Source organism: Paenibacillus enshidis (assembly GCF_042136365.1).
GTDB classification, from domain to species: Bacteria; Bacillota; Bacilli; order Paenibacillales; family Paenibacillaceae; genus Paenibacillus; species Paenibacillus enshidis.
On record NZ_JBHHMI010000011.1, the window covers coordinates 125,783 to 145,414 of the forward strand.

The 19,632-nt window shown below is 50.1% G+C and carries 18 protein-coding genes and 1 riboswitch; of the genes, 13 read left to right on the forward strand and 5 right to left on the reverse strand.

From position 1 onward, the window contains the following. Positions 1 to 48: 48 nt before the first annotated feature. From ACE41H_RS14465 to ACE41H_RS14475, 3 genes are all read left to right on the forward strand, one after another. Complete coding sequence (locus ACE41H_RS14465) at positions 49 to 696, forward strand: MOSC domain-containing protein (protein ID WP_375356022.1); 648 nt, start codon at positions 49 to 51, stop codon at positions 694 to 696. Between the two features lie 35 nt (positions 697 to 731). Next, a complete protein-coding gene (locus tag ACE41H_RS14470; protein WP_375356023.1) occupies positions 732 to 1,604 on the forward strand; it encodes an ROK family protein in 873 nt (290 codons plus the stop codon). 167 nt (positions 1,605 to 1,771) lie between these two features. After that, positions 1,772 to 2,776, forward strand: a complete 1,005-nt coding sequence (locus ACE41H_RS14475; RefSeq protein WP_375356025.1) for an HRDC domain-containing protein — start codon at positions 1,772 to 1,774, stop codon at positions 2,774 to 2,776. Between the two features lie 87 nt (positions 2,777 to 2,863). On the opposite strand, the gene corA is transcribed toward ACE41H_RS14475, so the two are convergent. Further along, positions 2,864 to 3,799 carry a magnesium/cobalt transporter CorA gene (gene corA / locus ACE41H_RS14480; RefSeq protein WP_375356026.1) on the reverse strand — a complete coding sequence of 312 codons (936 nt, stop codon included), beginning with the start codon at positions 3,797 to 3,799 and terminating at the stop codon, positions 2,864 to 2,866. A 484-nt stretch (positions 3,800 to 4,283) separates the two neighbouring features. Then, a riboswitch (SAM riboswitch) is annotated at positions 4,284 to 4,403 on the forward strand. Positions 4,404 to 4,515: 112 nt separating this feature from the next. Between corA and metA the strand changes: the two genes are divergently transcribed. The 4 genes from metA (at position 4,516) to mqnC (ending at position 9,111) form a co-directional block, all read left to right on the forward strand. Beyond that, a complete protein-coding gene (gene metA, locus ACE41H_RS14485) occupies positions 4,516 to 5,445 on the forward strand; it encodes a homoserine O-acetyltransferase MetA (RefSeq protein WP_375356027.1) in 930 nt (309 codons plus the stop codon). A gap of 27 nt (positions 5,446 to 5,472) precedes the next feature. Beyond that, complete coding sequence (locus ACE41H_RS14490) at positions 5,473 to 6,657, forward strand: aminotransferase class I/II-fold pyridoxal phosphate-dependent enzyme (RefSeq protein WP_375356028.1); 1,185 nt, start codon at positions 5,473 to 5,475, stop codon at positions 6,655 to 6,657. Further along, a complete protein-coding gene (locus ACE41H_RS14495) occupies positions 6,654 to 7,832 on the forward strand; it encodes an aminotransferase class V-fold PLP-dependent enzyme (protein WP_375356030.1) in 1,179 nt (392 codons plus the stop codon). Before ACE41H_RS14490 ends, ACE41H_RS14495 begins: the two co-directional genes overlap by 4 nt. Before the next feature lie 142 nt (positions 7,833 to 7,974). Beyond that, complete coding sequence (gene mqnC / locus ACE41H_RS14500) at positions 7,975 to 9,111, forward strand: cyclic dehypoxanthinyl futalosine synthase (RefSeq protein WP_375356031.1); 1,137 nt, start codon at positions 7,975 to 7,977, stop codon at positions 9,109 to 9,111. 53 nt (positions 9,112 to 9,164) lie between these two features. Here mqnC and ACE41H_RS14505 read toward each other — a convergent pair whose 3' ends face one another. From ACE41H_RS14505 to ACE41H_RS14520, 4 genes are all read right to left on the reverse strand, one after another. Continuing rightward, positions 9,165 to 10,394, reverse strand: a complete 1,230-nt coding sequence (locus ACE41H_RS14505) for a cation:proton antiporter (protein WP_375356032.1) — start codon at positions 10,392 to 10,394, stop codon at positions 9,165 to 9,167. Between the two features lie 4 nt (positions 10,395 to 10,398). Continuing rightward, positions 10,399 to 10,893 (reverse strand): cation:proton antiporter regulatory subunit, encoded by a 495-nt coding sequence (locus ACE41H_RS14510; protein ID WP_375356033.1) that lies wholly within the window; start codon positions 10,891 to 10,893, stop codon positions 10,399 to 10,401. Between the two features lie 56 nt (positions 10,894 to 10,949). Beyond that, positions 10,950 to 11,324, reverse strand: a complete 375-nt coding sequence (locus tag ACE41H_RS14515; protein ID WP_375356034.1) for a hypothetical protein — start codon at positions 11,322 to 11,324, stop codon at positions 10,950 to 10,952. Between the two features lie 151 nt (positions 11,325 to 11,475). Then, positions 11,476 to 12,567 carry a GGDEF domain-containing protein gene (locus tag ACE41H_RS14520; protein ID WP_375356035.1) on the reverse strand — a complete coding sequence of 364 codons (1,092 nt, stop codon included), beginning with the start codon at positions 12,565 to 12,567 and terminating at the stop codon, positions 11,476 to 11,478. Positions 12,568 to 12,853: 286 nt separating this feature from the next. Between ACE41H_RS14520 and ytxC the strand changes: the two genes are divergently transcribed. The 6 genes from ytxC (at position 12,854) to ACE41H_RS14550 (ending at position 19,632) form a co-directional block, all read left to right on the forward strand. Then, positions 12,854 to 13,780, forward strand: coding sequence for a sporulation protein YtxC (ytxC, locus tag ACE41H_RS14525; protein WP_375356036.1), 927 nt, complete (start codon positions 12,854 to 12,856; stop codon positions 13,778 to 13,780). Positions 13,781 to 14,026: 246 nt separating this feature from the next. Beyond that, entirely contained in the window at positions 14,027 to 15,967 is a 1,941-nt protein-coding gene (thrS, locus tag ACE41H_RS14530; protein ID WP_375356037.1) for a threonine--tRNA ligase, read from the forward strand. Positions 15,968 to 16,039: 72 nt separating this feature from the next. Continuing rightward, on the forward strand, positions 16,040 to 16,627 hold the full coding sequence (locus ACE41H_RS14535; RefSeq protein ID WP_375356038.1) for a 3D domain-containing protein: 588 nt from the start codon (positions 16,040 to 16,042) through the stop codon (positions 16,625 to 16,627). 100 nt (positions 16,628 to 16,727) lie between these two features. Next, on the forward strand, positions 16,728 to 17,030 hold the full coding sequence (locus ACE41H_RS14540) for a hypothetical protein (protein WP_375356039.1): 303 nt from the start codon (positions 16,728 to 16,730) through the stop codon (positions 17,028 to 17,030). A gap of 220 nt (positions 17,031 to 17,250) precedes the next feature. Continuing rightward, on the forward strand, positions 17,251 to 18,816 hold the full coding sequence (locus ACE41H_RS14545; protein ID WP_375356080.1) for a S1C family serine protease: 1,566 nt from the start codon (positions 17,251 to 17,253) through the stop codon (positions 18,814 to 18,816). Positions 18,817 to 18,942: 126 nt separating this feature from the next. Next, the gene (locus ACE41H_RS14550) at positions 18,943 to 19,632 is read left to right on the forward strand and encodes a response regulator transcription factor (protein WP_375356041.1); all 690 of its coding nucleotides are present in this window, start codon (positions 18,943 to 18,945) and stop codon (positions 19,630 to 19,632) included.

The window sequence follows — 19,632 nt, forward strand, 5'->3', positions numbered from 1 at the left end:
ACATTTCGGGAGAAGATAGGATAAGTATAGATCGCAGGAGGATCAGAAATGAACAATGCAGCGGCGTCAGCTGTGTCCGTGAACATTGCATTGCCGGCCGTACTTATGCACGGTGGCAAGGAAGTACTTAGCGGCATTAACAAATTACCCGCAGACAGGCCCATTCTTCTGACACGCAGCGGGATTCCCGGTGACGGACAGGCGGATCTCGTGCATCATGGCGGCCCGGACAAGGCGGTATGCGTTTATGATCACAGCCGCTATGCGTATTTTGCGCAGCTCATGGACCGCGAGCTTGTTTTCGGAGCTTTCGGGGAAAATGTGACGACGTCTGGGGCTGCGGAGGATACGGTCAGCATTGGGGACATCTACCGGCTTGGCCGTGCGCTCGTACAGATTAGCCAGCCCCGCCAGCCTTGCTTCAAACTGGCGGCAAGATACGGATGGAAGGAGCTTCCGCAGCAATTTCAGCAGACTGGGTACACGGGCTATTATTTCAGAGTGCTTGAAGAGGGGGAACTGTCTCCAGGGGACTCAATGGAGCTGGTGGAGAGGCCGAAGGAGCACATCACTGTAATGGAGGCCAACCGGATCATGTACCAGGAGAAGGATCATGCTGAACAGACGAAGCGGCTGCTGGAAGTAGAGGCGCTGTCGGAGAGCTGGAAGATGCCGCTGCGCAAACGTTTGGGCTGAAGGGATTGCATTGTATAAGGGAGGGAGAGGTTGGAATGACAGTATTGGGTGCAATTGAAGCAGGCGGGACTAAATTTGTATGCGGTATCGGCAATGAGCAGGGGGAAATTATGGGCAGGGTCAGCTTCCCGACGGAAGCACCCGAAGTAACGATGGCCCGGGTCATTGAATATTTCGAAGGAAAGAATGTCGAAGCGATCGGGGTTGGCTCCTTCGGGCCGATTGATCCGATTGTCGGCAGCAGTACATACGGGTACATTACCACAACGCCCAAGCCTCACTGGAGCAACTATAATCTTATCAGCAAGCTGAAGACTCATTTTGATGTTCCGATGGGTTTTGATACGGATGTGAACGGAGCCGCTCTGGGTGAATATACTTGGGGAGCCGCCAAAGGCCTGGACAGCTGCATTTATATTACGGTTGGAACAGGCATCGGCGCAGGGGCCGTTGTCGGAGGGCAAATGCTTCACGGTTTGTCCCACCCGGAAATGGGGCATATTCTGGTCCGCCGCCATCCGGAAGACACGTATGAAGGCTTCTGTCCTTATCACGGCGACTGTCTGGAAGGCCTGGCCGCAGGGCCTGCCATCAGCAAACGGTGGGGGACCCAAGGGGCGGAGCTTTCTCCGGATCATCCCGCATGGGAGATGGAGGCTTATTATCTGGCTCAGGCTTTGATGAATTACGTTCTGATTCTTTCCCCGCAAAAAATTATTATGGGCGGAGGAGTCATGAAGCAGGCGCAGCTCTTTCCGCTGATCCGCCGCAAGCTGCAGGAGATGCTTAAAGGTTACGTTCAACATGCAAGCCTTACGGCGGATATCGACAGCTATATCGTTCCTCCCGGACTTGGCGACAATGCCGGCTTGTCCGGTGCGTTTGCGCTGGCCCGTCTGGGGATATGATCATTTGTGAAAAAAAACTTTGACTTGGCATACATTTCCGTTATAAGATGAGCTTAACAGCATAGCACGGTTTATAAGGAAGCACCTATTTTGCGAATACGCGAAATAGGTGCTTTTTTTGTTGCCGGATGCTGATACTGATACATAACCAGAGGAGGTTTTGTAGTATGGAGATTGTATTCTTGAACAAGCTGTCGCAGACGGAGGAAGCCGACGGACTGGGGGCTGCCCAGGTATGGATCGGGGAAGAAGAGGGAGTATGGTCTGTCGGCTGGCGGACTACAGAAGGGGATGGCGAGAAGGATAGCGTCTGGTATGAGGGACGTTCATGGCAGGAGATGCTCTCCATTTACCGCTATCAGCTGGCTTTGAAGCTGTCCGAAGGGTACCGTCCGCTTATTGACGGGGTATTCCATGAGCGCGAAGAAGGCGGGAGCCGTGGGTTGTTTGTGCAGAAGCTATACTGCTACAGCGATCTTCATCCCCGTGATGATGTGTATACCGAGCTTACGGTCTGGCGCCGGCGCCGGGCGGCAGCCGAGCACAGGGCCCCATATATGATTGCAAGCAACCGTTTGCTGAAGCTGATCAGTGTCTTTCTCCCACGGAATGAAGCGGAGCTGTTTGAACTGCCGGGCATGGGGGAGAGCAAGGTGCGGGCCTATGGAGCGGAACTGCTGGCTATCACCTGTAAGGGTGAGCAGTATCGTCCATTTCCTTTGCATTGGGTGATGGAAGAGCTTGATGCCCAGGACTTTATCAATTGGAGCTACCGCCAGAAGGAACAGAAGTACAAGCTGGAGCTCGACAGATTTAATCAGCGCCAGGCGATTCTGAAGGGGGCGGCGGAAGGTCTTGGCCTGGAGGACATAAGTCGGCAGGCGGAACTGCCGCGCAGGGAAGTCATTGAAATGCTGGAGGTGCTTGAGCGAGAAGGGTACGATGTAGATAACGTGATCCGGAGTGAGCTGTCGGGCGCTACAGAGCAGGAGCAGGAGGCGATTCGGGAGGCCTACCAGGAGCTGGGAGACCGCTTTTTGAAGCCTGTTATGCAGCGGGTGTATGGCGATCCAAATCACGGGGATATGAAGCTGGATGAAATTTATGAGCGTCTGCGGCTGGTGCGTATCTGTTACCGTCGCGATGAAGGAGGCAAACAGAGCGCCAGCTAAAGCAAACTGCATCTAGTGGTGAATGCCAAAAAGACGGACCCTGTCCCGAAGGAAGGCTCCGTCTTTCATTCCTATTCTGTAAAATATTCAGATCCAGTCTTTCTTGCGGAAAATCAGAAACATGCTGCTGCCCAGTGCAATCATCACGCCAATCACGACAAAATATCCGTGGCGGGTGTGCAACTCGGGCATATTATCAAAGTTCATTCCATAAATTCCTGTAATGACGGTCAAAGGCATAAATACGGTGGTGATCGCTGTAAAAACCCGCATGATTTCGTTGGCCCGGTTGGCAATGCTGGACTGGTAGGCTTCACGAAGGTTGCCCATCAGATCACGGTAGGTGTCGAAGGTTTCGGAAATTTTTACGGCGTTTTCATAAATGTCGCTAAAATATTTCTGCAATTGCTCGTCAATCAGGCGCAAATCCCGTTTGTTCAACGTATTGATGACTTCCTTCTGCGGGCCAAGCACTTTTTTAAGCCATAAAATTTCACTGCGCAGACCGATAATTTCGTTCAAATGAGATTTTTTCGTATGCATCAGAATGTCTTCCTCAAGCTTTTCGATTCGAACCTCGATCCGGTCGCCCACGAGAAAATAATTGTCTACGATCAGGTCGATCAGCAGATACATAAAACGGTCAGGAGAATTCACTTCCTGCTCCCAAAGCAGCGGCTTCAGGGAACGAAGCTCATTGATCTTCTGTCTGGTGATGGTGATGATAAAATGTCTGCCGAGAAAAATATTGAGGGAACGCAGAAAGATTTCTTCATCATCAAACCGGATGCTGTTTACAACGATAAAGTAATGATTATCATATATTTCAATTTTGGGACGCTGGTCTTCTTCGCTCAGGCAGTCTTCCACAGCCAGATCATGAATGGAAAAGAGCGGCTGCAGCACCGCGAGATCTTCAACATCGGCATCAATCCAGTAAAAGCCGTCGGCCGGTGCCGTCAATGTATTTTCAATGTCGTCAATGAGGGTAAATACCCCGTTGTTCACTAACCGGATTTTCATTTCTCTCACTCCTTATGCTTCGCCCCAGGGCGAATGATGTTCACAAGGAATGCTTTCAGACTGGTGCCAGACCCAGGAAGTTAGAAGCTCCACAGACATGAAGAACGTGCGTCCCGTCTCCGGCAAGCTGAAGTCATTCCTATGCTGTTGTCATGCTTCCGCCGCCTATTCGGACTCGGGTCGCCTTCCATGGTTGGTGTCACCCCTATCGAATTATATTAAGATGAGCCGCAGCAGTCCTTTTTTATACGCCAATCTTGAACTGTGCATATAGTTTCAGCCGCCTGCAGCACTTGTCTAGTATAACGCCCGCCAGATGGCCTTTCAAGGGCTAAACTGGACATTTTCATTTGCTGTTTTCATCTTATGGAGGCAGCCGAATCCGTGTGCGCGATGAATGGATTTTTCTGCTTGACGAGAGAGGTGTTCATGCTTTAAAGTTTGATACAGGATATTTGAATTAGTTAAAATTGAAAATAGCGAAATCTTATCAAGAGCAGGTGGAGGGACTAGCCCGATGAAACCCGGCAACCGGCGGTGATCCGCACGGTGCTAATTCTTGCAGGTCACATTTTCTTTAGAAACTGGATCTGAGAGATGAGAGAGGCGCATATGAATCAGATATGACCTTTCTCGTGCTGCGAGAAAGGTCATTTTTAATATGCCCGGCATCTCAGCAATGATTTTCGCAAACTTCATGAACAGGAGTGAGCATTATGCCGATTAAAATTCCAGACACCTTGCCGGCGAAGGAGGTTCTTGCGGGTGAGAACATTTTTGTCATGGACGAGAGCAAGGCCTATCACCAGGACATCCGTCCGCTCCGCATTGCGATTCTTAACCTGATGCCGACCAAAGAAACGACCGAAACCCAACTGCTGCGGCTGATCGGCAACACCCCGCTGCAAGTGGATGTCACGCTCGTTCACCCGCAGTCGCATGTGTCCAAAAACACGTCCCAGGAGTATCTGGACATGTTTTACAAAACATTTGACGAAATCAAAAATACCCGCTTTGATGGCATGATTATTACAGGTGCGCCTGTAGAGCAGCTTGAATTTGAGGATGTAAATTATTGGGAGGAGATTCGCAGCATCTTTGACTGGACCCGGACGAATGTGACCTCCACCATGCATATCTGTTGGGCCTCGCAGGCGGGCTTATACCACCATTTCGGGGTTCCCAAATACGGATTGGACAGCAAATGCTTCGGCGTTTTTGCGCATACAGTTAGCAAGCCTCATGTGAAGCTGCTGCGCGGCTTTGACGAAGTCTTCTATGCGCCTCACTCACGGCATACGGAAGTCCGCCGCGCGGATATTGAACGTTTTCCCGAACTGGAACTGCTCTCGGAATCGGAAGAAGCCGGTGTGTATATTGTCGCTACGACGGACGGCAAGCAGATTTTTGTGACAGGCCATTCCGAGTATGATCCGTTATCCCTGAAATGGGAGTATGACCGGGATATGGCCAAAGGCTTGGACAATGTTCCCTTGCCCCAAAATTATTTCCCGCAGGATGATCCAACCTGTACACCGCCGTCCACGTGGCGGGCCCATGCCAACTTATTATTTTCTAACTGGCTGAACTACTATGTGTACCAGGAGACCCCTTATGACATCGGTGATATCGGGCCTCAAATTTAATAAGTAAAAACGAACAGGAGGATTTATATGGATAACCCAAAATTGAAAATCGAAAGCAGATTAGCCCAAATCGGTTCCGTCAATGAGCCTGTAACCGGTGCGGTGAATTTTCCGATTTACCAGTCGACAGCTTTCCGTCATCCGCGGCTCGGACAGAGCACAGGCTTCGATTATATCCGTACCACGAATCCGACTCGCAAGGTGCTCGAAGAAGCAGCAGCGGAGCTGGAATCCGGAGACGCCGGATTCGCCTGTTCCTCCGGCATGGCCGCTCTGCAGACGATTTTTACTCTGTTCGGACAAGGGGATCATCTGATCGTTTCCCTTGACTTGTATGGAGGAACCTATCGTTTGCTGGAACGCATCCTCTCCAAATACGGCGTAACCGCCTCTTATGTGGATACGAATGACCTCAATGCGCTGGAGCAGACACGCCGTCCGAACACGAAGGCCGTATTTATCGAAACGCCGACCAACCCGCTCATGATGATTACCGATATCGCGGCGGTAGCCGGCTGGGCCAAAAAGCATGATCTGCTGACGATTGTGGACAATACGCTGCTTACGCCATATTTCCAAAGACCGATTGAACTGGGTGCCGACATCGTAGTTCACAGCGCCACCAAATATTTGGGCGGTCATAATGACGTCCTGGCCGGACTGATCGTCACCAAAGGAAAAGAGCTGTCCGAAGAAATGGCCTTCCTGCACAACTCGATTGGGGCCGTGCTGTCCCCGAACGACAGCTACCAATTGATGAAAGGCATGAAAACCCTTGCCCTGCGCATGGACAGACATGAACAGAATGCCACACAGATCGCACAGTATCTGCTGACTCACTCGCTGGTGACGGACGTATACTATCCGGCCCTGGAGAGCCATCCGGGATATGAGATTCAAAACAGACAGTCCTCCGGGAATACGGGAATTTTCTCGTTCAAGGTCAAGGATGCCCGCCTGGTAGAGCCTTTGCTGCGCCATATCAAGCTGATCGCCTTTGCCGAAAGTCTGGGCGGGGTTGAATCACTTATGACCTATCCTGCGGTGCAGACCCATGCGGACATTCCGGCGGAAATCAGGGATGCGGTAGGCGTCGACGACAGGCTGCTTCGTTTCTCCGTTGGCATTGAACATGCGGAGGACCTTATTCAGGATCTGGGTGGTGCGCTTGAAGCCGCACATCGTGAGCTCGAAGGGGGGGCTGCGGAATGAGCGGAGACGGGCAGCGGAAAGAAGGGGAGCAAGAGCTGAAGTTCGGCACCCGGCTCCTGCACTTTGGAGCGGAAATTGACAGCCAAACTGGCGCGTCCAGTGTGCCGATTTACCAGGCCTCCACCTTTCATCATCATGACATTTTTAATCCGCCGCAGTTTGACTATAGCCGTTCCGGCAATCCGACCCGGCAGGCTTTGGAGGATTATATTGCGCTGCTGGAAGGCGGAGTGCGCGGATTTGCTTACTCATCCGGGATGGCGGCTATTTCCAGCGCCTTCCTGATGCTGTCGGCCGGTGACCATATGATCGTAACCGAGGATGTGTATGGCGGGACCTATCGGCTGCTGACCCAAATATTGAACCGGATGAACATCGAGTCCACCTTTGTCGATATGACGAATCTGGATGAAGTCAGACAAGCCCTGAAGCCCAACACTAAAGCGGTATATATGGAAACCCCGTCCAACCCGACTTTGAAAATAACGGATATTGAGGCGGTCACAAGCTGGGCCCATAAGCATGATCTCATCACCATGCTGGACAATACGTTTATGACCCCTTATTATCAGCGTCCCATCGAAATGGGAGTGGATATTGTTCTGCACAGCGCCACCAAGTTTCTCGGCGGTCACAGCGACGTGCTGGCAGGCTTGGCCGTTGCCCGCACGGAAGCATTAGCTGTGCAGCTGAAGCAGCTGCAGAACGGATTGGGTACCGTATTGGGCGTCCAGGAATCCTGGCTGCTGATGCGGGGAATGAAGACACTGCAAGCCCGTATGGCACACAGTGAGCAAAGCGCACGCCGGCTGGCCCAATGGCTTCATGCCAGGCAGGATATCAAGGCGGTTTACTATCCGGGCCTCGCTGATCATCCGGGACGCGAAATTCATGAGAAGCAGTCCAGCGGTTACGGTGCCGTAGTCTCCTTTGACGTCGGTTCAGGCGAACGCGCCAAGGCACTGCTGAACCGTGTGCGTCTTCCGATCGTTGCCGTCAGCCTTGGCGCTGTTGAAAGCATTCTCTCCTACCCTGCCATGATGTCCCATGCGGCCATGCCGGGCAGCGTCCGGCTTGAACGCGGCATTACGGACGGCTTGCTGCGCTTCTCGGTAGGCCTTGAGGATATTGAAGACCTCATTTCCGATCTCGAACAGGCTCTGCCATTTGAATAGAATGCCCTTGCAAAAACAGTACCTTTGGAATAGGTGCTGTTTTTCACATTGCACCTGTGTTACGATGGTAATATAGTGGTTTCATATATCATTATTTTCATAAGAGATTTCTTACAGGATGAAGGATGGGAGGAAGCGACAAATGAGTGGAATAGACCATATCTTGGATAAGGCATTGCGCGGTGAACGAATGAACCTGGAGGATACCATTGCCCTGTTTGAATCCAATGAGGTTGAGAAGATGGGGGATGCGGCGAATGTGATCATGAACCGGATGCATCCGAATCCGATCAAGACATTTGTCATCGGGCGAAATATAAATTATACGAATGTATGCGACGTGTACTGCCGTTTTTGCGCTTTTTACCGCAGACCCGGTTCGGACGAAGGCTACGTGCTTCCCGATGAAGTCATTTTTCGGAAGATTCAGGAAACAGAGGATGTCTACGGCACGGAAATTCTGATGCAGGGCGGAACGAACCCTAACCTGCCCTTCAGCTATTACACGGATTTGTTAAAAGCGATCAAGGAGCGTTTTCCGAACATTACGATGCACTCCTTCTCGCCGGCCGAAATTCAGAAGATGAAAGTCGTATCAGACGGTCTGTCGCTGGAAGAGGTGATCCGGCAAATTCATGAAGCTGGCCTTGATTCCCTGCCCGGTGGCGGAGCGGAAATTCTCGATGACCGCACACGCCGTAAGATCAGCCGTCTGAAGGGCTCCTGGACAGACTGGATGGATGTCATGAAGACAGCCCACAAAATCGGCATGAACACCACCGCTACGATGGTCATCGGACTGGGCGAGTCGATGGAAGAGCGGGCGCTGCATCTGATGCGGGTGCGTGATGCCCAGGATGAATGCATTGCCAACAAGTATGATTCGGAAGGCTTCCTTGCGTTTATTCCCTGGACATTCCAGCCTGACAACACCAATCTGAAGCTGGAAAGACAAACGCCGGAGGAGTACCTGAAGACAGTGGCCATCAGCCGGATCGTGCTGGATAACATCAAGCATATCCAGTCTTCATGGGTAACGATGGGGCCTGAAATCGGCAAGAAGTCGCTGTATTACGGCTGCGATGACTTCGGCAGCACCATGATTGAGGAAAATGTAGTGTCGGCAGCCGGGGCTACATATAAAGTCAACATTGAGTCGATCCTGCAGCTGATCCGCGAAACGGGGCATACGCCTGCCCAGCGCAACACCAGATATGATATTCTGCGTGTCTTTGACGAAAGCAGCAGCATTGAGCGCGATTTTGTAATGCAGAACTAAAACGAATATATGAAAAAAAGCTTGCCGCGTGATGAAATGCGGCAAGCTTTTTTTCAACCTGTACCGGTGCTTTTTTCTTTCCGTATACGAGGATCCTTGAACTTGAGTACCTTATTCAAAGCCATAAATACTGGCTTGGACTGCTTGGTCAACACCGGACCGAGAATGGCCAGAATGAGGACGTATATAGCTGCGAAAGGCTGCAGAATCTCCATCAGGCCGCCTTCCCGTCCGAGGTTCGCCATGATGATGGAAAACTCGCCCCTCGATACAATGGTCAGTCCGATATTGGCGGAAGCTTTAGGGGAAAGGGATGCTGTGCGTCCGGCAAGCATGCCTGCCGTAAAGTTCCCGAACAGCGTAACGAGCACCGCCGCAAGGGCGATCCAGACAGCAGTGCCGCCAAGGGACAACGGATCGATGGACAGTCCGAAGCTGAAGAAGAACATAGCCCCGAAAAAATCCCGGAACGGCACAATCAGGTGCTCGATCCGCTTCGCATGATCCGTTTCCGCCAGCACCAGTCCCACCAGCAGCGCTCCAATGGCTTCGGCCACATGAATCGTCTCCGAAAAGCCGGCCACCAGGAAAAGTGTGCTAAATATCACAAGCAAAAATAGCTCATTCGAGCGGATATTCAGAACTTTATTCAGAAGCGGGACGGCTTTTCGCCCGATCAGGATGACCGCAAGCATAAAGCCCAAGGCGATCAGAGCGGACAGCACTACTCCGCCGATAGAGGATGAGTCGCTGAGAACAAGCCCCGACAGGATGGAGATATACACAGCAAGAAAGACATCTTCAAACATAATAATGCCAAGGATCATTTCGGTTTCCGGGTTGGCGGTCCGTTTCAAATCCACCAATACCTTCGCTACGATGGCACTGGACGAAATGGTGGTAATGCCCGCGATGACCAGCGTTTCAGCAATGGGGAAGCCCGAAACGAAGCCCAGGGCAAGCCCCAAAGTGAAATTGATGAGGATATAAATAGTTCCTCCGACAGCAATGGACCGTCCCGATTTGATCAGCCTGCCGACGGAGAACTCCAGACCCAGATAAAACAGCAGGAACAAGACGCCGATTCTGCCCATGAAATCGATAAATGGCGCACTTTCGATAAACCGGAAGTCAAAGTGCCATATTTCCATGGCATGAGGGCCGACGGCCATGCCGACCAAGATATAAAAGGGGATGACCGAAAACCGCAGCTTGGCGGAGATCAGGCCTGACAAAGCGATGAGTGCAATGGCCAATCCAACTTCAAATACGATATGGTCCATCCAATCACCCGCTTCCGCTTATCAGGATTTGTTTAAAGCGTTTCTGCTGTTCTCGTTCTCCAACAGCAAGCACAGTTGCTTCCGCCTTAAGAACAACATCAGGACCCGGGTTGATATGCTTTGTTTTTTTGTCTTCCATGACGACTATAATGGATGCGCCTGAATTTTGGCGGACATCCAGTTCACCGATAGTTTTGCCTGCACAGGCATACTGGGGTTCGATCTTATACCATTCAATGATGAGGTCGTTAAACGCCATGTCTACACTTTCCAGGTTTTTTGGCCTGTAGGCCATGCCGCCGATAATCGAGGCAATCTGTCTGGCCTCCTGATCCTCAAGCGTAATCATAGATATGCTCTGTTCCAAATCCTCATAGTCGAAATGATACAGCTCACGTCTGCCGTCATCGTGGATAATGACCACGAGCCGGTCTCCGCTGGCTGTATCCATTTGATACTTCATCCCGATTCCGGGCAATACAGATTCACGTATTTCCATTGTGGTTAGCCTCCTGAATTCTAATGTGCTGCAGTTCTGATCAATTTATGACATGATCAGGCACACACCACGAATCTGGAGGTAAATTTCAGCGGCTTCAAATAAATTCGCTTGAAAGCTATATAAATGATGGGCAAAAAGGGCAAAGAGGGCCGGGGACAGGACCATACCATTAAAATGGGCAAAACGGCAAAGAAAGGCAATGCTTTGGCTGCCGCAATCATTTTGACCCATCCATGGGATTGAGCCCGGATTGCGGGCTTCTGGTAGGTTTCTTTGGGGTGGCTCAGGCTGAAGGATTCCGCCAAGCCGTCGCCCCCCGCACTCATCCCGCGAGCTTCATCAAAGAAAGGGGCAGGGAAGGAAAACAGCATAATGGTGCCAAGCAGCATAACGGTCCATAAACGTACAGCCGAAATGATTGGATTCATTACTCATCTCCCCCCTTGCCGAATGTAAGCTTAAATAGCGTATCATGCTTACTTTATCACAGAATCCTGATCTTATTCAAATTTCTGAACAAAAAAAGCGCCTGTCATGCCGGAAAGAAATTCACTTTTTGACCGGAAGTGCGCTTGTTATTCACATATTAAATTCTTGGTCCGAATGGAGCACGGTCTTGTTTTTACCGGTTCGTTTGGCGGTGTAAAGGGCTGTATCTGCTCCCTGAAAGAAATTTTCTTTTCCTTTGCTTTGCTGATACTTATTGATTCCCGTACTGATGGTTACAGCCGAGTTGTTCAACCGTTCATACGTATGGGCGGAGATTTCCCGGCGGATCGATTCAACCGTAGCGAATACTTCCGCAGTTTTCTTTTCCGTAAAAATAACTGCAAACTCCTCCCCGCCGTATCTGGCGGCAAAATCATTCGGTCCCGCATGCTTCTGTATAATCGTTGATACGTTCTTCAGTACGATATCTCCTGCGCGGTGCCCATAGATATCGTTGACGCATTTGAAATTATCAACATCAATCAATGCGAGATGAATTCGGAAGGGGTTATCTTCACTGTGAACAATGAGCTTGTCCAAATACTCCTGGAAGGTCATATGATTATAAAGTCCGGTCAGCGGATCGGTTTTGTTTAAATACTCCATCGCGACATTTTGAATCATAAGCTGCTCATTATTTTTCAGTGATTTTTCCAGATGGTTCATCAAAAGCCGGTTATATTGTACAATGCTGCACATCAGTATCGTCAGAAAAAAGTGATAGATGATCAACATGAGCAGCTCCTCCGTTTGCAGGCTCCGTATGCTGTCTACGTACCAGTAACTGACGATCAAGGTAATCATGCTGCAGATATAACCGAAAGCAATTTTTTTATACTCAAAGCTGAACGCGGAAAGCAATATAGGGGCTGCCAATATCAGAAACAACGTATTGCTTTCCGGATGAGCAAGTACAGGAATGATCGAGATGCCTGCGATTCCCGCTATCCCTGCGAAATATTTCAGGGGAGAGGGGAGCTTGTCAACAACCATTTTTGTAATAAACAGGACAAGAAGTTGCAGCCATACCGGGACAGTATGAAGTAAATTTTGCGTCAAGGTATGATATACGTTCAAATCAAAAATGATGGTAAAAATCAGATTGATTACAATAAAAAACAACATGCATTCCAGCGCTCTGCCGGAGGGCTCTCTAAGCCTTTTGACATATTGCCTGAACAAGTTGCGATCACTCTCCGAATCGTCGTAGGCCTGTCGTCCGATAGAACAACAATCAAACTATAACACGTGTAACCGCTCATTGAAATAGGAGGAAGCGAAAAAATAAATGTGCCTAGGGCTTCCAGCAGTTCACCTCGTATAACCCTGAACATGGCGCCATATACTTAGAGCAGTCAGTGAAAGGGGTGGGCCAATGGAACTGTTCACGGTATGGACTGAGACTAAAGATCCAATGGAAGCAGAATGTTTTTACCAAGCCTTGAAAGGCAAAGGCAGAGGTTTACATATGTCACGTTACGGATTAAGTTTATCCTTCAGCCAGTCCGGAAACAGAGTGGCCTGGACCTGTAAGCACAAGGGCCGGGAGCAAGCAGATCAAGCCCTGCTTATTCGTGTCAAGACCTTCATGGCAGACGTCATTGCGGGATACATTCAGGATCAATGGGAGTTCCGGCTGCTCCTTGCGGCTGTATCCGGGGAATGCAGGTACATGAGCGGCGAAGAGACGCAAAGAATGCGTGAAATCAGTACCGGGCTGCTCCTGAAGGATCTGAACAACGGCCGCAAAAAAAGAAGGAATATGATCGCCACCTCACTTATGCAGTGCCTTGAGGAGCTCCAGTTCGTTAATCTGGAGGGAGTGATCCGGTTTCGTCTTCCAGCGTATAAGCAGGAGCTTCGGGAGCTCGTTGAATACGCTTTGGACGAGTTTTGGGGGGAACGTCAATACGAAGAATTTGTACAATTATTAAAGTATTTTGTTTACTTTCAGGAGAACCATGTTCCACTCGTGCATGTGATTCACGGAGAGGAACAAAGCTTCACCATACTGGATGCGGAAATGAGGCTTTTGAGCCCCGTGCAGGCAGATCCCATTACGATTGAGCTTCCGGGTGTGGAAGTGGGAATGCCGGCCGAGGACATGATTGTCAGCAGCCTGATATCCATCGCTCCGGCACGCATCATGCTGCATACGCAGGATCCGAGTGCCTTTGTTGTGCATACCCTGATGAATATATTTGAAGATAAGGTTGAGCTGTGCCGTTTCTGCCCGGATTGCGGGGCCTGGATAAGGGATTCGGATCATCTTGACGGAAAAGAAACAGAGAATTATAATAACTGTGAATCAGGGTCACTGAAACGGGTGAACCCGCATTTTCCAGAAAAAGCTGAGACAAAGACAAGAACCAAAGACAGGCCGTCCCAGAGATGAGGAAACATGGTGCTGAAATTTCCTTACGTTACCGGCTTTGGTTTACCCCTTTGTAGCTGCGCCTCCGAACCCCGGTTACCGGGCATTAAGATGCGCCGGGCCCGTTCCCGTTACAGGACGCCAATGAGGGCAGTCAGTGTGAATAACCGCTGATTTGCCAAAATAGGGTGGAACCACGAGAGTAAACACTCGTCCCTTTTGCGGGATGAGTGTTTTTTTGTGTTCACAAAAAGGAGGAAACAGGAAATGGCAGTTCGTATTCAATTGCCCGACGGCTCTGTCCGTGAATATGCGGACGGGAGCAGCATCGACGACGTGGCCGCTTCGATCAGCAGCGGCTTGCGTAAAAATGCCGTAGCAGGCAAATTAAATGGAATAGTGGTAGATTTGTCCACCCCTTTGACAGAAGGGGCACAGATCGAAATCGTAACCCAGGACACACCGGAAGGGCTTGAGGTTATCCGCCACAGTACCGCACATTTGCTTGCACAGGCAGTGAAAAGACTGTTTGGCAGCAAGGAGGTGCATCTGGGCGTTGGTCCTGTGATTGAAGATGGCTTCTATTATGATATGGATCTGGAGCATGCGCTCAATCCTGAAGATCTGCTCAAGATCGAGAAGGAAATGGAGAGAATTGCCGGTGAAAATCTGCCGATTACCCGTAAAGAGGTGAGCCGCGAAGAAGCATTGTCCATTTTCACTGAAGCAGGCGATCCGTACAAGCTGGAACTGATTCGTGACCTGCCTGAAGACAGCGTAATCTCCATGTATGAGCAGGGAGAATTTTTCGATCTCTGCCGTGGACCACACGTGCCATCAACCGGCAAGCTTAAAGTGTTCAAATTGATGAATGTGGCCGGCGCATACTGGCGCGGGGACAGCAAGAATAAAATGCTGCAACGTATATACGGCACTGCTTTCGTGAAGAAGGCTCAGCTGGATGAACATCTGCACATGCTGGAGGAAGCGAAGAAGCGCGATCACCGCAAGTTAGGCAAAGAGCTCGGCATGTTCACCTTCTCCCAACTGGTAGGACAGGGGCTTCCGATCTGGCTGCCGAATGGAGCCAAGCTGCGCCGTACGTTAGAGCGGTACATCGTTGACCTTGAGGAGAAACTCGGTTACCAGCATGTTTACACACCGGTCCTGGGAAATGTGGAGCTGTACAAGACATCCGGACACTGGGAGCACTATCAGGAAGACATGTTTCCAAAAATGGAAATGGATAACGAGGAGCTTGTGCTTCGTCCGATGAATTGCCCGCATCATATGATGGTATACAAAAGTGAAATGCGCAGCTACCGTGATCTTCCGATCCGGATTGCCGAACTTGGCATGATGCATCGTTATGAGATGTCCGGCGCGCTGACTGGACTGCATCGAGTACGGGCGATGACGCTCAATGATGCGCACTTGTTCGTGCGTCTGGATCAGATTAAGGATGAGTTCAAACGGGTGATTGAGCTGATTATGATCGCTTATAAGGATTTCGGCATTCACGATTACCGTTTCCGCCTTTCTTATCGTGATCCACAGGATACCGAGAAATATTTCCAAAATGACGAGATGTGGAATACGGCGCAAAGCATGCTGCGTCAGGTCGTTGAAGAGATGGGGCTGCCCTTTTACGAAGCGGATGGCGAGGCAGCATTCTATGGCCCTAAGCTGGACGTACAGGTAAAAACCGCTCTTGGCAAGGAAGAAACGCTGTCCACCGTGCAAATTGACTTTTTGCTGCCTGAACGCTTTGAACTGGAATATGTGGGCGAAGACGGGCAGAAGCACCGCCCGGTTGTTCTCCATAGAGGTATTTTGGGTACCATGGAGCGCTTTACGGCCTTCCTGCTGGAGAACTTTGCAGGCAATCTGCCGCTCTGGCTGTCACCGGTCCAGGTCAAAGTTATTCCGGTTTCCGGCAACTACGAGGATTATGCCCGCGAGGTGGAAGACAAATTACGCCGTGCAGGGGTTACCGTGGAAGCCGATCTGCGCAATGAGAAGCTGGGTTATAAGATCCGTGAAGCACAGCTGGAAAAAATTCCGTACATGCTCGTTGTCGGTGAAAATGAGAAAAATGAAGGCAGCGTTTCCGTGCGCAAACGCGGGCAGGGAGACCTGGGCGCCAAGCCGCTGGACGAGGCCGTATCCATGCTGAAGGAAGAGATTGCTGTCCGCAGCATTTCCTGACATTTATTTTTCGTCCTCTGCTGTATAACGGAAGAGAACTCTGGAAAACCTTTCATGAGGGAGGTTTGTCGGATGATTTCAATTTCGCACAGGCAGAGGATTTTTTTATGGCTCATGATTTGTGCATTGCTTCTGCCAATCGCGCCTGACCCGGTGTTCATGGCACACGCGGCAACCAAGCCATCTCCGGACAAAGAATCCGTGTCTGTGCTTGCCCCGCGTGACGAGCAGGTGCTGACAACGATCACAGTTATGGCGACCGGGTATACTGCAGGCTATGAATCTACTGGAAAAAAACCCAATCACCCGCTGTATGGCATTACCTATTCGGGGGTAAAGGTCCGCAGGGATAGAAACACACTTTCGACGATTGCCGCTGACCCCAAAATATTTCCTTTGGGCAGCATCCTGTATATTCCGGGCTACGGTTACGGGATCGTAGCGGATACCGGCTCAGCAATTAAAGGGAAGAAAATCGACCTGTATTTTTCTACAATTAAGCAAGTATATAAGGAATGGGGCAAACGGGAAGTGGATGTACAGATCATTAAACTCGGCAATGGAAAATGCACTGAACCGATGATCACCCAATTTCGGAAAGCGATTGAGGTTCACAAAACCATTCCACCCGAAATGCTGGATGAGACGGTAAATATGTAGGTATTCCTTGAGGTCAGGGATTGCATAATGTGATTCCCGGCTCCCCATACTACTTGAGGGATACAACATCCCACAATTCAAGTCAGGGAGGAATTTTACTGTGAACAATTTTAGCAATCAGCAGCCCGGAGGCCGTCAAAAAGTTGCGCAGCAATTGGGAGGACAACTTTCTTCCGAATTTGCACAGGATAACGACGTCCCTCTTGTAGCTAAGCGGGTACAGAAATCGGCGCAGAACAAAATCCAGGATAGCTTTAAAACCCCGAACGAAAAGTTTTCGTCCGAGTTTGCTTCCGAAACTCAAGGTACGCTTCGTCAAAAAGCACAGCAATCGAAACGCAGTAAAGTTCAGGACAACTATAAAACCCCGAATGAAAAATTTGACGAAGGCTTTGACAACTAATCATCTGACTTGATGAATTTTTATTTCAATGGCCCCCGATGATCATCGGGGGCCTGGATTTTATATTGAAATGTTGTACATAAGCGGCTGTATCCCGCACAGTATCAGGTTTTTATCTGCTTTTATGTTGATTTTAATGTGAGATTAAGGTTTAAAGTTCAAAATAAAGACAGTTGATCACGAGTTATTTGCCAAGCGAAAGTTTAGGAGGAGATATATGATGGATGAGTTCAACAAAAACAACAATACCGGACGCCGTGAAGAGGATGAATCCGAACGAAATCATGAAGCTCGGCAGCCGGAAGGCAATGATTCTTCCTATTATTATTCTTACGGCCCTTTTTCATCCATGAACGCTGAAGATAAACGCGCGAATAATGGGGTGCAAGAGCGTACCGAAGTCGAGGTGACGGAGCCTGCTCCGGTAAAACCTGTACCAAAGCTTCATAGCAGTGCTTCCCAGGATTATTCAAATCGAAACCGTCAGGAAGGCAATTGGCAGTTCAAACAGAAGAAGCCCAAGTCTGTTTTTAAAACAGCCTTCCTGTCGTTTGTGGCAGGCATGCTGGTCATTACGGTTCTGATGTATACGGCTGACCGTATGAATCTGTTCACCGGCGATGCGGCTGAATCCGTGTCTGTTCCAGCCAGCTCGTCAAGCACCTTAAGCAGCAACAGCGGCTCAAATGCCGTTGCCGCAGTGATGCCTGCAGGTACGGCTGACGTTCAGTCTGTTGTAAAAACGGCCAGCCCCGCAGTCGTCAAGATCGAGACGCTGGCCCGCCAATCAAGCAGCAGTCGCCGCAATAGTCAGTTCGATGACCCGCTGTATCAATATTTTTTCGGGGATTCCTTCGGAAACAGAAACCAGAATAACAACAACGGCCAAAGTGGACAGCTGCAGCCGCTTGGCATTGGTTCAGGCTTCATTTTTGACAAAACCGGCTATATTCTGACCAACAACCATGTCATTGATGGAGCGGATGTCGTTCAGGTTACCGTAGAAGGCAATAACAAGCCTTATGAGGCCAAGGTGCTTGGCAGCAGTGCTGATCTTGACCTTGCTGTCCTCAAAATCGAAGGGGACAGCTTCCCGACTGTTTCGCTGGGGGATTCCGATCAGGCCCAGGTAGGCGAGTGGATGGTGGCCATCGGCAACCCGGAGGGCTTTGAACACACGGTTACCGCCGGCGTGTTGAGCGCGAAGGACCGTACGATTACAATTAACGATGAAAATACAGGACAGCCTAACGAATATAAAAATTTGATTCAAACGGACGCCTCCATCAACCCCGGTAACTCCGGCGGCCCGCTGCTGAATCTCAACGGTCAGGTGGTCGGTATGAACGTGGCGGTAAGCGCGGATGCTCAGGGTATCGGTTTTGCCATCCCGTCCAATACGATCAAGAACGTACTGGATCAGCTGAAAAATAATCAGGAAATTCCGAAAGAGCCTGTGCCGTTCATCGGCGCCAGTCTGATTGATCTGACGTCACAAGTGGCAACCCAGATGGGTACTTCGCTCAAAGAAGGCTCTGTCGTTGGCGAGGTCGTATACAAATCTCCTGCTTATGACGCAGATCTCCGCCCTTACGATATTATCATGGGTGCAAATGGCAAGAAGTATGCGACAGCGCAGGATTTGATCGACTTTATCCAGTCTCAGAAGGTTGGAAGCAGCATCACCTTGAACATTGAACGTAATGGACAAAAAACGGATTTGACTGTGAAAATCGGCAACAAGAACGATTTTGCATCACAGTTGAATCAAAACAGCGGCCAGTAATAAGGCAAACGGCGGAGCGGAAGGGCATTCCTTTCGTTCCTTTTTTCTTGCAGAGGGCTGTTGGATTTAGGTAGAATGCTCCTGTTACAATAAGCTTGAATAGATAAAAAAGGAGTTTGATCCGGCATGCGTTCCAAAGTACTCATCATTGATGATGATGAAAAAATTGTTTCTATGCTGCGCAGAGGTTTGGCGTTTGAAGGATATGAAGTAACAACTGCCGCTAATGGTGCGGAAGGATTGAATCAGATGCTGGCCGACGAGCCCGATCTTGTGGTGCTGGATGTGATGATGCCCCAGGTTGACGGGTTCGAGGTATGCCGCCGGTTAAGAGCCGCAGGAAGCACCGTGCCCATACTGATGCTGACCGCCAAGGATGAGGTGGAGAATCGTGTCAAGGGGCTGGATATCGGCGCTGACGATTATCTGGTTAAGCCCTTTGCGCTTGAAGAGCTGCTGGCCCGGGTACGTGCGCTGCTGCGGCGGAAGACAGAACAGCACGAAGGGGGCGGACATAAGCTGGTGTTCGAGGACCTTATGCTGGACAATGATTCGCGGGAGGTTATTCGCGGGGGGCACCGGCTGGAATTGACGGCCAAGGAATTTGAACTCCTGAACCTGTTTATGCAAAACCCAAAAAGGGTGCTCTCCAGGGATCTCATTATGGATAAAATTTGGGGTTATGATTACAGCGGCGAATCCAATGTGCTGGAGGTGTACATTGCGATGCTGCGGCAGAAGACGGAGGAGCACGGAGGTAAACGATTGATCCAGACTATACGGGGGGCCGGCTACATCTTGAGAGGTGACTCATAG